The sequence below is a fragment of the Caulobacter sp. CCH9-E1 genome, from assembly GCF_001556515.1.
Lineage (GTDB): Bacteria > Pseudomonadota > Alphaproteobacteria > Caulobacterales > Caulobacteraceae > Caulobacter.
The window spans coordinates 16,051-28,047 of record NZ_LSJA01000093.1 but is presented as its reverse complement, the minus strand read 5'-3'; the positions used below and the strand labels follow the sequence as shown (position 1 = coordinate 28,047).

Annotated in this window: 12 protein-coding genes; 6 read left to right on the top strand and 6 right to left on the bottom strand. The window is 68.1% G+C overall.

Going from position 1 to position 11,997, the window contains the following annotated elements:
• Window positions 1-303: 303 nt before the first annotated feature.
• A complete protein-coding gene (locus AX690_RS05580) occupies window positions 304-1,197 on the top strand; it encodes a DMT family transporter (RefSeq protein ID WP_066686384.1) in 894 nt (297 codons plus the stop codon).
• A 153-nt stretch (window positions 1,198-1,350) separates the two neighbouring features.
• On the opposite strand, the gene ccmB is transcribed toward AX690_RS05580, so the two are convergent.
• Together ccmB and ccmA are read right to left on the bottom strand one after the other, a co-directional pair.
• A complete protein-coding gene (gene ccmB / locus AX690_RS05575) occupies window positions 1,351-2,016 on the bottom strand; it encodes a heme exporter protein CcmB (RefSeq protein ID WP_066686390.1) in 666 nt (221 codons plus the stop codon).
• Window positions 2,013-2,627, bottom strand: coding sequence for a heme ABC exporter ATP-binding protein CcmA (gene ccmA / locus AX690_RS05570; protein WP_066686392.1), 615 nt, complete (start codon window positions 2,625-2,627; stop codon window positions 2,013-2,015). Before ccmA ends, ccmB begins: the two co-directional genes overlap by 4 nt.
• A 183-nt stretch (window positions 2,628-2,810) precedes the next feature.
• Here ccmA and acnA point away from each other — a divergent pair, with 183 nt between their 5' ends.
• From acnA to AX690_RS05555, 3 genes are all read left to right on the top strand, one after another.
• Window positions 2,811-5,498, top strand: coding sequence for an aconitate hydratase AcnA (gene acnA, locus AX690_RS05565; protein WP_066686394.1), 2,688 nt, complete (start codon window positions 2,811-2,813; stop codon window positions 5,496-5,498).
• 179 nt (window positions 5,499-5,677) lie between these two features.
• Entirely contained in the window at window positions 5,678-6,409 is a 732-nt protein-coding gene (locus AX690_RS05560) for a thioredoxin family protein (protein ID WP_066686396.1), read from the top strand.
• Window positions 6,410-6,960: 551 nt separating this feature from the next.
• Window positions 6,961-7,293: a DUF2794 domain-containing protein gene (locus AX690_RS05555; protein ID WP_066685579.1), complete on the top strand. Its 333-nt coding sequence runs from the start codon at window positions 6,961-6,963 to the stop codon at window positions 7,291-7,293.
• Between the two features lie 3 nt (window positions 7,294-7,296).
• Here AX690_RS05555 and AX690_RS05550 read toward each other — a convergent pair whose 3' ends face one another.
• Window positions 7,297-7,641 (bottom strand): hypothetical protein, encoded by a 345-nt coding sequence (locus tag AX690_RS05550; protein WP_156449578.1) that lies wholly within the window; start codon window positions 7,639-7,641, stop codon window positions 7,297-7,299.
• A gap of 99 nt (window positions 7,642-7,740) precedes the next feature.
• A complete protein-coding gene (locus AX690_RS05545; protein ID WP_066685582.1) occupies window positions 7,741-8,490 on the bottom strand; it encodes a Bax inhibitor-1/YccA family protein in 750 nt (249 codons plus the stop codon).
• A 185-nt stretch (window positions 8,491-8,675) separates the two neighbouring features.
• Here AX690_RS05545 and AX690_RS05540 point away from each other — a divergent pair, with 185 nt between their 5' ends.
• Window positions 8,676-9,728, top strand: coding sequence for an aldo/keto reductase (locus AX690_RS05540; RefSeq protein ID WP_066685584.1), 1,053 nt, complete (start codon window positions 8,676-8,678; stop codon window positions 9,726-9,728).
• A gap of 120 nt (window positions 9,729-9,848) precedes the next feature.
• On the opposite strand, the gene AX690_RS23920 is transcribed toward AX690_RS05540, so the two are convergent.
• Complete coding sequence (locus AX690_RS23920) at window positions 9,849-10,220, bottom strand: TonB family protein (RefSeq protein ID WP_082769522.1); 372 nt, start codon at window positions 10,218-10,220, stop codon at window positions 9,849-9,851.
• Window positions 10,221-10,284: 64 nt separating this feature from the next.
• On the opposite strand from AX690_RS23920, the gene thpR reads away from it, so the two are divergent.
• Window positions 10,285-10,821, top strand: a complete 537-nt coding sequence (thpR, locus tag AX690_RS05530) for an RNA 2',3'-cyclic phosphodiesterase (RefSeq protein ID WP_066685587.1) — start codon at window positions 10,285-10,287, stop codon at window positions 10,819-10,821.
• Between the two features lie 158 nt (window positions 10,822-10,979).
• Here thpR and AX690_RS05525 read toward each other — a convergent pair whose 3' ends face one another.
• Window positions 10,980-11,966, bottom strand: coding sequence for a D-glycerate dehydrogenase (locus AX690_RS05525; protein WP_066685589.1), 987 nt, complete (start codon window positions 11,964-11,966; stop codon window positions 10,980-10,982).
• Window positions 11,967-11,997 lie beyond the last annotated feature (31 nt).

Sequence of the window (11,997 nt, the reverse complement as noted above, 5' to 3'; positions counted from 1 at the left end):
GGAGATGTGTATAAGAGACAGGGGCGGCGACGGCGGCGCCCGCGAGCGCCAGGCGGATAAGGCTTTTACGCATGGTGTGAGCTCCTTGTCGCTGAACCGACGAAAAGCTTGGCCATCGCGATGTGGCGCGAAAATGTCAGGCTGGATGAACAATTCTACAGACTTGCCGGCGGGCCGAAGAGCAGCTGATTTGCGGGCGGGCCTGCTGTTGAGCTATCACCGCTGACATTTCCAGGACTCGTCGACGCTAGATGTCGCCCGGGAGCGTGCTCCCTGGTCCTTCCCCTTCCGCGCGGAGTCCGCATGAAGTCGATCGCGTTCCTGGCCTTGGCCTTGGCCGGCGTCTGTTGGGGCCTGGGCTTTCCGACCGGCAAGCTGATCCTGACCGAGGCGCAAGCTTCCCACATGGTGCTGCTGCGGTTCGCCGTCGCCGCCCTGGCCGCCGCGCCGTTCGCCCTGCGCCGTCCCGAGGTCCGCGCCCTGTTCCGCTCGCCGGTCGTGCTGGCCTCGGGGGTGATCTACGGCGTGGCGTTCCTGGTCCAGTTCGAGGGGCTGGCCCATGTCAGCGTCACCGTCGCGGCGCTGCTGGTCGGGGCGATGCCCGCCTTGATCGCCGTCAGCGCCCGGGTGCTGGGCGAGACGGTCTCGCGGCTGTCCTGGACGGGCGTGGCGGCGGCGACCCTGGGCGCGGCGCTGATCGCGGGCAAGCCAGATGGCGCCAGCTCGCCTTGGGGCGTGGCGCTGTCGATCGCGGCGCTGTTCCTGTTCCTGGCCTGGCTGCTGACCCTGCGCCGCGCGCCGCCCGCGCCGAACGCGATGGCGATCCCGGCCGTGTCGATCATCGTCGCCGCCGTCACCATCCTGCCGATCGCCTTCGTGATGCACGGCGCGCCGAGGTTGGACCTGAGCGCGCCGGTCTGGGCCGCTGTCGTCGCCCAGGGCGTGCTGGCGACCCTGCTCGCCACCGCCGCCTGGCAGTTCGGATCGGCGCGGGTCGGCGCGGCCAGCGCCGGCGTGTTCATCAACATCGAGCCCCTGATGGGCGCGGCCTGCGGCGTGCTGCTGTTCGGCGACCACCTGACCCTGCCGCTCTTGGCCGGCGGCGCGCTGATCATCGGCGGCAGCCTGGCGGTGGTGCTGGGCGAGCGCAAGGCGCAGCCGGGCGAGCTGCAGGCGACAGTTCCGCCCACGCCTTAGTTCCAGCTCAAATCCGGTGTCATCCCGGAAGCCTCGTAGAGGCTATCCGGGACCCAGGGGCGGCGCGCACCGCGTTCAGTCACCCCCTTGGGTCCGGCTCTTCGCTACGCTTTGGCCGGGATGACACGGGTCCTCAGTAAGTAAAGGCGGGCCTCAATCCAACGCGTTGCGGCAGGCCGCGCCCATGGCCAGCGGCGACAGGGCCACCGCCCCCGCGCAATAGGCCAGCATCAGCAGGAGGCCGCCGGTCCAGGGCAGGCCGGCCGAATAGCCGTCCAGGGCCCCGGCGCCGAAGATCACCGGCGGGGCGAACAGCGGCAGGACAATCACCGCCACCAGAAGGCCGCCGCGCTTGCTGCCCAGGGCCAGGGCCGCGCCCAGGCCGCCAAGGAAGGCGAAGGCCAGGCCCCCGACCAGCGCGCACAGCACCAGGAGCGGCATGACCTTGAGATCCGCGCCCAGCATCAGGGCCGCGACGGGGGCGGCCAGGGCGAGGGGCGCGCCGGTCGCCAGCCATTGAGCGAGGCACTTGGCGACGGCGACGGCCTCCAGCGGCGCGGGGCCCAGGGCCAGCAGATCCAGGGTCCCGTCCTCGTAGTCGCGCTCGAACAGTCTTTCGAGGGAGAGCAGGGCCGCGAGCGCCAGGGCCAGCCAGGCGATCCCCGGCGCGATCGCGGCCAGACGCTCGGGCGCGCGGCCGGACGCCATGGGCAGCAGCACCACGACGCAAGCGTAGAAGGTCAGGGCCAGCAGCGGCCCACCGCCGTTGCCCCAGGCCAGGGACAGCTCGCGTCGCAGAAGAACGCCGAACGCCTTCATTGGCCGATCTCCACAGCTCGGGTGGGGATCGGCAGCGGGTCGTGCACCGAGGCCAGGATCATGCCGCCGCCCGCCAGATGCTCGCGCATGACCTCGCCGAACGCGGCGCGCTGGCCCGCGTCGAGCGGGGCCATCGGCTCGTCCAGCAGCCACAAGGCGCGCGGACTGGCGGCCAGGCGGGCCAGGGCCAGTCGCCGGCGCTGGCCGGCCGACAGGCGGCGGACTTCCAGGTCGAGCAGACGCATAAGGTCGAAGCGCTTGGCCGCCGCGCGGGCGGTCTCCTCGGTCCCGCCGGTCCAAAGGGTCTGGAAGCGCAGCTCCTCCCAGGCGGTGCGGCTGGACTTCAGGCCGTCCTGGTGGCCCAGCAGGTGCAGCTGCTCGGCCCGCGCCGCATCGGCCTCGAGCGGCCCCGCGTCGCCTTCGAAGGCGATGGTCCCCTCGGCCGGACGCAGCAGGCCCGCCACCGCGCGCAGCAGGCTGGTCTTGCCTGCGCCATTTCGTCCCACCAGGACGGCGGCCTCGCTCGCGCCAAGCTTCAGGTCGAGGTTCGAGAACAGGCGGCGCTCGCCGCGTGTAATCGCCAAATCCTTTATGAGAACAACTCTCAACACGCTAAGACCCCGCGCGCGACATGGACGTTGAGCCAACGCAGCGCTAAGAAGCGCGCGGTCGTCCCCCTCCAGTCGGTTTGGGTGGTACGCGGCGCGGAGGCGGAACCTGTGTGTCCCTTCCGATCAGCGCGTGATCCCGGGAGCGGTTTTCGGGCGGCCGTGGACAGAGAAGGATCCTTAGAAATGGCGTCTGTGGACAGCCTGAAAGCCCGTCGCGAGCTTAACGTCGGCGGCAAGACCTACGTCTATTACAGCCTTCGCGCCGCCGAGGAAGCCGGTCTTGCCGGAACTTCTTCGCTGCCGGTCTCGATGAAGGTGCTTCTCGAGAACCTGCTGCGCAACGAGGACGGCGTCTCGGTCGCCGAGGACGACCTGAAGGCCGTCGCCGCCTGGCTGCAGAACAAGGGCTCGGTCGAGCACGAGATCAGCTTCCGCCCCGCGCGCGTGCTGATGCAGGACTTCACCGGCGTTCCGGCCGTGGTCGACCTGGCCGCCATGCGCGACGCCATGGTCGCCCTGGGCGCCGACCCGGCCAAGATCAACCCGCTGAACCCCGTCGACCTGGTGATCGACCACTCGGTGATGGTCGACAACTTCGGCGACTCCAAGGCCTATGACGCCAACGTCAAGCGCGAGTACGAGCGCAACATCGAGCGCTACCGCTTCCTGCGCTGGGGTTCGTCGGCCTTCAACAACTTCCGCGTCGTGCCGCCCGGCACCGGCATCTGCCACCAGGTGAACCTGGAATACCTGGCTCAGACCGTGTGGACCAACACGGTCGACGGCGCCGAAGTCGCCTATCCCGACACCGTCGTCGGCACCGACAGCCACACGACGATGGTCAACGGCCTGGCCGTCCTGGGCTGGGGCGTGGGCGGCATCGAGGCCGAGGCCGCGATGCTGGGCCAGCCGATCCCGATGCTGATCCCGGAAGTCATCGGCTTCAAGCTGACCGGCGCCATGCCGGAAGGCGCGACGGCCACCGACCTGGTGCTGACCGTCACCCAGATGCTGCGCAAGAAGGGCGTGGTCGGCAAGTTCGTCGAATTCTACGGCGACGCCCTGGCCAACCTGACCCTGGAAGACCAGGCGACGATCGCCAACATGGCTCCGGAATACGGCGCCACCTGCGGCTTCTTCCCGATCTCGGCCTCGACCGTGGCCTATCTGAAGGGCACCGGCCGCACCGCCGAACGCGTCGCCCTGGTCGAAGCCTACGCCAAGGAGCAGGGCCTGTGGTGGGAGCCCGGCGTCGCCGAGCCGACCTTCACCGACACCCTGGAACTCGACCTCTCGACCGTCCAGCCGTCGCTGGCCGGTCCGAAGCGCCCGCAGGACCGCGTCCTGCTGGCCGACGCCGCCGCCAAGTTCGCCGAGTCGCTGGCCGGTGAGTTCGGCAAGGCCGAGAACCCCGAGCTGCGCGCGCCGGTCGAGGGTGAGAGCTTCGACGTCGGCCACGGCGACGTGGTCATCGCGGCCATCACCTCGTGCACCAACACCTCCAACCCCTCGGTGCTGATCGCCGCCGGCCTGCTGGCCAAGAACGCGGTCGCCAAGGGCCTGAAGGTCAAGCCGTGGGTGAAGACCTCGCTGGCCCCCGGCTCGCAGGTGGTCACCGACTACCTGGCCAAGGCCGGCCTCACCAAGTCGCTGGACGCCCTGGGCTTCAACCTCGTGGGCTACGGCTGCACCACCTGCATCGGCAACTCGGGCCCGCTGCCGGAAGCCATCAGCAAGACGATCAACGACAACGATCTGGTCGCCTGCTCGGTGCTCTCGGGCAACCGCAACTTCGAAGGCCGCGTGAACCCGGACGTCCGCGCCAACTACCTGGCCTCGCCGCCGCTGGTGGTGGCCTACGCCCTGGCCGGCAGCCTGAAGATCGACCTGGCCACCCAGCCGATCGGCCAGGACAAGAAGGGCAACGACGTCTACCTGAAGGACATCTGGCCCTCGAACGAGGACATCGCCGCCCTGCAGCGCAAGGCGATCAACGAGAAGATGTTCGCCACCCGCTACGGCGACGTCTTCAAGGGCGACAAGAACTGGCAGGGCATCAAGGTGACCGGCGGCCAGACCTACGCCTGGGAAGCCGACTCGACCTACGTCCAGAACCCGCCGTACTTCCCCAACATGTCGATGACGCCGGCCCCGGTGACCGACATCGTGGAAGCCCGCATCCTGGCCGTGTTCGGCGACTCGATCACCACCGACCACATCAGCCCGGCCGGTTCGATCAAGGCGTCCAGCCCGGCCGGCAAGTTCCTGATCGACCACGGCGTCCAGCCGGTGGACTTCAACGGCTACGGCGCCCGCCGCGGCAACCACCAGGTGATGATGCGCGGCACGTTCGCCAACATCCGCATCCGCAACCGCATCACCCCGGACATCGAAGGCGGCGTGACCAAGCACTTCCCGACCGGCGAAGTGATGTCGATCTACGACGCGGCGATGAAGTACCAGGAAGAAGGCCGTCCGGCGGTCGTCTTCGGCGGCAAGGAATACGGCACCGGCTCGTCGCGTGACTGGGCCGCCAAGGGCACCAAGCTGCTGGGCGTCCGCGCGGTGATCTGCGAGAGCTTCGAACGCATCCACCGTTCGAACCTGGTCGGCATGGGCGTGCTGCCGCTGCAGTTCGTCCAGGACGGCTGGCAGAAGCTGGAGCTGACCGGCGAGGAAATCGTCTCGATCCGTGGTCTGACGGATCTGGCGCCGCGCAAGCAGCTGATCGTCGAGCTGTACCGCCCGACCGACGGCCGCATCGCCCGCTTCCCGGTGCGCTGCCGCATCGACACCCCGACCGAGCTTGAATACTTCAAGAACGGCGGCGTGCTGAACTACGTGCTGCGCAACCTGGCGCGCGCGGACTAAGCGAAAGCCGCAGGGCTTGAACGAGACGGCCGGCTCCTCGCGGGGCCGGCCGTTTTCGTTCTGTCGCGGGCCGTTTCGGTCCGTGACAACGATGTCTCCACCGTTTCTCCCCATGGACCGCCGCTATTCACGGCCTCGTGAACGGATATCCTGGGCGTTCTTGGCTTAAGTGACCCGCAATGCGTAAGGCCGCCCTCTCCCTGTTCTGCCTGATCCTGTCCGGCGCCGCGTCATCCCTGGCTTGGGGGTCGGCCGCCTGGGCGGGCAAGCCGCCCGTGGTGGTCGAGCTGTTCACCGCCCAGGGCTGTTCGTCGTGCGGCAAGGCCAACCAGCTGGCCGCCGAACTGGCCCGGCGCGAGGGCGTCCTGGCCCTGACCTACTCGGTCGACTACTGGGACTATCTCGGCTGGAAGGACACCTTCGCCAAGCCGGACTTCGCCGAACGCCAGCGCGCCTACGCCAAGAAGTTCGCCCTGCGCGACGTGCCGACGCCCCAGATGGTGGTCGGCGGCCGGGTGCAGGCCTCGGGAACCAAGGCCGAGGCGATCGAGGACCTCGTGAAGGCGGCGGCCAAGGCCCCGGCCAATCCGCCCGACATGGAATTCGTCGGCAAGACCCGGGTGGCGGTCGGTTCGGGCCCCGCGCCGCGCGGCGGCGGCGAGGTCTGGCTGGTGCGCTACGACCCGCGCGAGCAGGACATCGCCGTCAAGCGCGGCGACAACAAGGGCCAGACCCTGGTGCATCGCAACGTCGTGCGCGAGCTGGTGCGCCTGGGCCCGTGGGCGGGCAGACCCAAGCTCTACCGCTTGCCGAAGGCCGCCGACGCGGACCTGGTGACCGTGGTGATGGTGCAGGGCGCCAAGGGCGGCCGCATCCTGGGCGTGCTGCAGGCCCCCGGCGCCGATCGCTGAGCCTCGCGCGGCGCTTTCCGGACAAAGGAAAACCCGCGCGGCGGAGGGGAACGGCCGCGCGGGTCCTTTAAGCATCGTCGAAGACTTGCGGGCCGGAGGGGCTGGGGGGGGCTGGACAGGACCCCGGTCCGTCTTCGTCGACGCTCTTGTTATCGACCGCCAAACGGGCGAGCGCTGGACCAAACCAAGGTGCTTTGGCGACGGGGTGTGGCCGTCGTGCGGCCGGCGTCTCCGGGCTGTTACACGCCGCGGCGAACGCAAAAAGCCCGCGCGGGAGGGGGATCCGCGCGGGCTCGTTGGGGGAGGGGGATATTTCAAAGTCTGTCGGCCGACCGGCCCGCGATCTGGGGGCTGGGGGGGCTGTTCAGGATCCTGACCACAGGGTCTCCGATCAGCCGACACTGACCTTATCGACCCGCAAACGGGCGGGCGAAGGACCGAAATAAGGTCCTTTCAGGGCGCGCCGTGTCCTTCCCATGTCATTTCCGCCGGCCGTGTCCCATCTGACACGATGCTGTTCCAATCGGCCGGATTCGGACTAGATTCCCCTCATGGCCCTGGATTCCCAGCCCGCGCCGGTCGGCGGCGTCGTCTTTTTCGAGCGGCGAGAGCTCGACCAGCTGATGCGCCTCTACGGCCGCATGGTCGCCGCCGGCGAGTGGCGCGACTACGGCATCGCCGGCCTCTCGGACCGCGCCGTCTTCTCGATCTTTCGCCACGCGGCCGAGGCGCCGCTCTATCGCGTCGAGAAGAACCCGGCTTTGGCCCGCAAGCAGGGCGCCTGGGCGGTGTTCGGCCAGGGCGGCCAGATCCTCAAGCGCGGCCATGAGCTGACGCAGGTGCTGCGGGTGTTCGAGAAGGGCAAGTTCTCGGTCGTCGACTGATCCCTAGAACGAAAAGCCCAGCTTGGCGCCGACGAAGCGGCCTTCGTTGTCGTAGCCTCGCGCCGCGCCCACCCCGCTGGTGTCGGCGCTGGGCTGGATGCCGCACAACACGCCGATCCCGCCCGAGACGCCGCCTTGGCGGCGCTCGATCGCCGTCCGCGCGACGCCCCTTGGCAGCGGAGCCGGCGCGTTGGCGTAGCGCAGCTCGATCGGGCCGACGGGCTTCAGGTTCAGAGGCGCGGCGAGATTGGGCGTCTTGTCGGGCGGCGGATAGGCCGGGAGCCGGACTTTGGCTTGGGCGAGGCCGGCGGCCGCCAAGGCCGCGGTGAAGGCGAGGGTCCGGATCATGGTCGTCTCCATCGCCGTCAATGTGGGGCGGCTCCCGCCAAAGAAAAAGCCCCGGCGGTTTCCCGCCGGGGCTCGTCTGGTCCGTTTCGCAACGCCGGCTTAGCGGCGGTCGCCCATCATGCTGAGCAGGAATTGGAACAGGTTGATGAAGTTCAGATAGAGGCTCAGCGCGCCGTAGTTGGTCGCCACGGCCATCGACTGCTGGTCGCCGCCCAGGGCGTAATAGGTCATCTTCAGGCGCTGGGTGTCATAGGCGATCAGGCCCGCGAAGATGAACACGCCCAGGATGTTGATCACGAACGACAGGCCCGGCAGATGCAGGAACATCTGGACCAGCGAGGCGAGCATGAGGCCGATCAGGCCCATGATCAGGAAGCTGCCGAAGCCGGTCAGGTCCTTCTTGGTCGTGTAGCCGACCAGGCTGAGCCCGCCGAAGGCGGCGGCGGTCACGAAGAAGGTCGCGGCCACCGAGGCGCCGGTATAGATCAGCAGCCACACGCCAAGGCCCGCGCCGATCGAGGCGACCATCGCCCAATAGAGAATGCCCGACGAGCGCGCGGTCGGGTTGCGCATGGCGAACATGGACACCAGCATCATCGCGAGCGGGGCGAAGGCCACGACCATGCCCAGCAGGGTGAAGCCGGCGAAACGCCCGCCCGGCCCGACCTGGTACAGCAGGTTGGCCAGCGGCGTCGCGCTGGTCAGGAAGGCCAGAGCGCCCGACAGCAGGAGACCCAACGCCACCTTGTTGTAGACGCCGAGCATGAAACTACGCAGGCCGGCGTCAACCGACATGTCGGCGCGATCCGCCGGGATCGAGCGCGCGTAGCCGCGGTTGAAGTCGTTCATCGAATTAAGCCCTTGAGCTAGGCGTCCACGGTGGACGCCTCCGAAATATCGGGTGTCCTCGCGCTCGGCGCAATCCCCGTTCGAAAAGTATACATGGTATGCGGCCGCGCGCCCATCCGGCGCTTCCCAAGCCGCCGCCAGACCCCTTAAGAACAAAGGCGAAAACAAGAACGAGGGACGCGCCGATGGAGTACGCCAAGCTGGGTCGGACCGACGTGACGGTCTCGCGCTGCTGCCTGGGCACCATGACCTGGGGCTCGCAGAACACGGAGGCGCAGGCCCACGAGCAGATGGATTACGCCCTCGGCCGCGGCGTGACCTTCTGGGACACGGCCGAGATGTACGCCAGCCCGCCCAATCCGGAGACGCAAGGCCGCACCGAGGACTATATCGGCTCGTGGTTCCAGAAGACCGGCAAGCGTCACGAGGTCGTGCTGGCCTCGAAGGTCGCCGGCCAGGGCGCGGCGTTCGGCGGTCTTTCGTGGATGCGCAAGGATGGGGCGACGACCCGCCAGACCAAGGCCCAGATCGACGAGGCCGTCGAGGGCTCGCTGCGCCGACTGAAGACCGACTATCTCGACCTCTACCAGCTGCACTGGCCCGATCGCCGGGTGCGGGTGTTCGGCGGCCAGACGTTCAGGGACTACGACCAGGACTTCGAAAGCTTCGGCGACATCCTCGAGGCGCTCGACGCCCACGTGAAGAAGGGCTCGATCCGCCACGTCGGCGTCTCGAACGAGTTCCCGTGGGGCGTCATGCGGTTCCTGGCCGAGAGCGAGACGAGAGGTCTCCCCAGGATCGCCTCGATCCAGAACGCCTACCACCTGGCCAACCGCACCTTCGAATACGGCCTGGCCGAGATCGCCATGCGCGAGCAGGTGGGCCTCCTGGCCTATTCGCCGCTGGCCCAGGGCCAGCTGACCGGCAAGTACCTGGACGGCGCCCTGCCGGCCGGCTCGCGCAAGGCGCTCTACAACCGCATGCAGCGCTACGAAGGGCCCGGCTCGCAGGAGGCGTTTCACGCCTATGTGGCCCTGGCCGAGGCCAACGGAATTCACCCGGCCCAGCTGGCCCTGAAGTTCTGCGATACGCGGCCGTTCACGACCGCCACGATCATCGGCGCGACCTCGATGGAGCAGCTGAAGACCAATATCGACGCCTTCGACCTAGCTTGGACCGACGACCTGGAAGACGCCGTCAACGCCATCCACGCCCGCCACCCCAATCCGTGCCCGTGAGGATTCCTAGAGCCCTTTCCGATCTGATTGACCCAACCAGATCGGATAAAAGGCGCTCTATTTCAAAAGTTTAGAGCATTTTTCGACCCGCTAACCGTTTCACACTTATGGGGAAATGCTCTAGGGCTTCGCGGCGCCCGTGGGCGGTTGGAACACCATGGGAATCTTGATGGTCGCCCCCTCGACCGGACCTTTGGCCCCACCCTTAGGATGGGTGCGGAAGCGCTCGCTGAGCCGCTGGGCCGCAGCGCCCAGGCCCGCGCCGGCCGGTGTTTCGTCCTCCACCTGGCAATCGCGCACCCCACCGTCGGCCTTCAGGATACAGCGCAGCGTCACCTTGCCGGCGATGGGCGGCATGGATGCGGTCTCAGGTGTTTGCGCCTGGGCGAGCGGCCCCAAAGCCAAGCCCAACGCGACCACCAACGGCCATAGAGGGCCTCGATCCAAACTTCGCGCCAAGCTGGCCTCCTGCCTCTCAATTCCAGATAGCATGAAAGCGGGGCTCGCTCACCCAGACTCCTCTTGTCCTGGCGTTGCAGGGGATTAAACCCAGGCGATGATCCGTCTCTTCACCGCCATCGCCATTCCGCCGGACATCGGCGAGGGCCTGCTCTCGCGTCAGCACGGGATCGAGGGCGCGCGTTGGCGGCCGCTGGAAGCCTTCCACATCACGCTGAGGTTCATTGGCGATGTCGCGGAAAACGTGGCCGACGACCTGGACGAGGCGCTGATGCAGATCGACGCCCCCGCCTTCGACCTGACCCTGGCCGGCGTCGGGCATTTCGGCGAGGGCGCGGATATCCACGCGGTCTGGGCTGGGGTGGAGGACAGCGCCCCGTTGCGCCGCCTGCAGAAGGCCAACGAAAGCGCCGCCCGCGCCGCCGAGCTCAAGCCCGAGACGCGGCTCTACCGGCCGCACGTCACCCTGGCCTATCTGAAGAAGCCGGCCGTTCCCGAGGTCGGCGCCTGGATCCAGACGCACAACCTTCTGAAGTCGCCGAGCTTCCCCGTCGACCGGTTCGGGCTCTATTCCAGCTGGCAGACCAGCGCGGGGTCGGTTTACCGGCTCGAGCGGGAGTATCCGCTGGCTTAGCGCGCTCCTTCAAAACCACTTTCCTCGTGTCATCCCGGCCGAAGCGCAGCGTAGAGCCGGGACCCAGGGCAAGCGACGGGGCGGTGGCCCTGGGCCCGGACAGCCTCTTCGAGGCTTCCGGGATGACACGGAAATGAGAGGCTAGGCGCCCGCCGCCCCTACAGCATCGCCGGGATGACGCGATCCGGCGGTCTATGCCCGTCCATGAAGGTCTTCACGTTGACGATGACCTTCTCGCCCATGTCGATACGGCCCTCGACCGTGGCCGAGCCCATGTGCGGCAGCAGCACGACATTGGGCAGCTTGAGCAGCTTGGGATTGATGGCCGGCTCGTGCTCGTAGACGTCCAGGCCGGCGCCGGCGATCTCGCCCTTGGCCAGCATGTTGGCCAGCGCGCCCTCGTCGATCACCTCGCCGCGCGCGGTGTTGACCACCACGGCGTGCGGCCGCAGCAGCTTCAGCCGACGCGCCGACAGCAGGTGGTAGGTCGCCGGCGTGTGCGGGCAGTTGACCGAAATGAAGTCCATCCGGGCCAGCATCTGGTCCAGGCTTTCCCAGTAGGTGCAGCCCAGCTCCTCGGCGATGCGCGGGCTGACGGGCTTGCGGTTATGGTAGTGCACCTGCATGCCGAAGGCCTTGGCGCGGCGGGCGACGGCCTGGCCGATGCGGCCCATGCCGATGATGCCCAGGCGCTTGCCCCACAGGCGGCGGCCCAGCATCCAGGTCGGCGACCAGCCGTGGAAGCCGCCGGCCTTGACCACCTCGGCGCCTTCGACGATCCGGCGCGAGGCCGCCATGATCAGGGTCATGGTCAGGTCGGCGGTGTCCTCGGTCAGGACGCCCGGCGTGTTGGTGACGATGATGCCGCGCGCATTGGCGGTGGCGACGTCGATATTGTCGACCCCCGCCCCGAAATTGGCGATCAGCTTGAGCCGATCGCCGGATCGCGACAGAAGGCGCGAGTCGATGCGGTCGGTGATGGTCGGCACCAGCACGTCGGCGCGGCTCATGGCGTCGACGAGCTCATCTGGCGACATCGGCGTGTCGGTGACGTTGAGTTCGGTGTCGAACAGTTCGCACATCCGCGTCTCCACCGGATCGGGGAGTTTGCGGGTGACGACGACTTTGAGCTTGCGGGCGGCCATGGTCGGACTGAAAAGCTCTCACTGACGGGCG

What these genes read in the sequence shown, in the direction of transcription:
- AX690_RS05580 (WP_066686384.1), top strand. Translation starts at nt 304, where the DNA reads ATGAAGTCGATCGCGTTCCTGGCCTTGGCCTTGGCCGGCGTCTGTTGG.
- AX690_RS05560 (WP_066686396.1), top strand. Translation starts at nt 5,678, where the DNA reads ATGCGTAAGGCCGCCCTCTCCCTGTTCTGCCTGATCCTGTCCGGCGCC.
- thpR (WP_066685587.1), top strand. Translation starts at nt 10,285, where the DNA reads ATGATCCGTCTCTTCACCGCCATCGCCATTCCGCCGGACATCGGCGAG.
- AX690_RS05540 (WP_066685584.1), top strand. Translation starts at nt 8,676, where the DNA reads ATGGAGTACGCCAAGCTGGGTCGGACCGACGTGACGGTCTCGCGCTGC.
- AX690_RS05555 (WP_066685579.1), top strand. Translation starts at nt 6,961, where the DNA reads ATGGCCCTGGATTCCCAGCCCGCGCCGGTCGGCGGCGTCGTCTTTTTC.
- acnA (WP_066686394.1), top strand. Translation starts at nt 2,811, where the DNA reads ATGGCGTCTGTGGACAGCCTGAAAGCCCGTCGCGAGCTTAACGTCGGC.
- ccmB (WP_066686390.1), bottom strand. Translation starts at nt 2,016, where the DNA reads ATGAAGGCGTTCGGCGTTCTTCTGCGACGCGAGCTGTCCCTGGCCTGG.
- AX690_RS05550 (WP_156449578.1), bottom strand. Translation starts at nt 7,641, where the DNA reads ATGATCCGGACCCTCGCCTTCACCGCGGCCTTGGCGGCCGCCGGCCTC.
- AX690_RS23920 (WP_082769522.1), bottom strand. Translation starts at nt 10,220, where the DNA reads ATGCTATCTGGAATTGAGAGGCAGGAGGCCAGCTTGGCGCGAAGTTTG.
- AX690_RS05525 (WP_066685589.1), bottom strand. Translation starts at nt 11,966, where the DNA reads ATGGCCGCCCGCAAGCTCAAAGTCGTCGTCACCCGCAAACTCCCCGAT.
- AX690_RS05545 (WP_066685582.1), bottom strand. Translation starts at nt 8,490, where the DNA reads ATGAACGACTTCAACCGCGGCTACGCGCGCTCGATCCCGGCGGATCGC.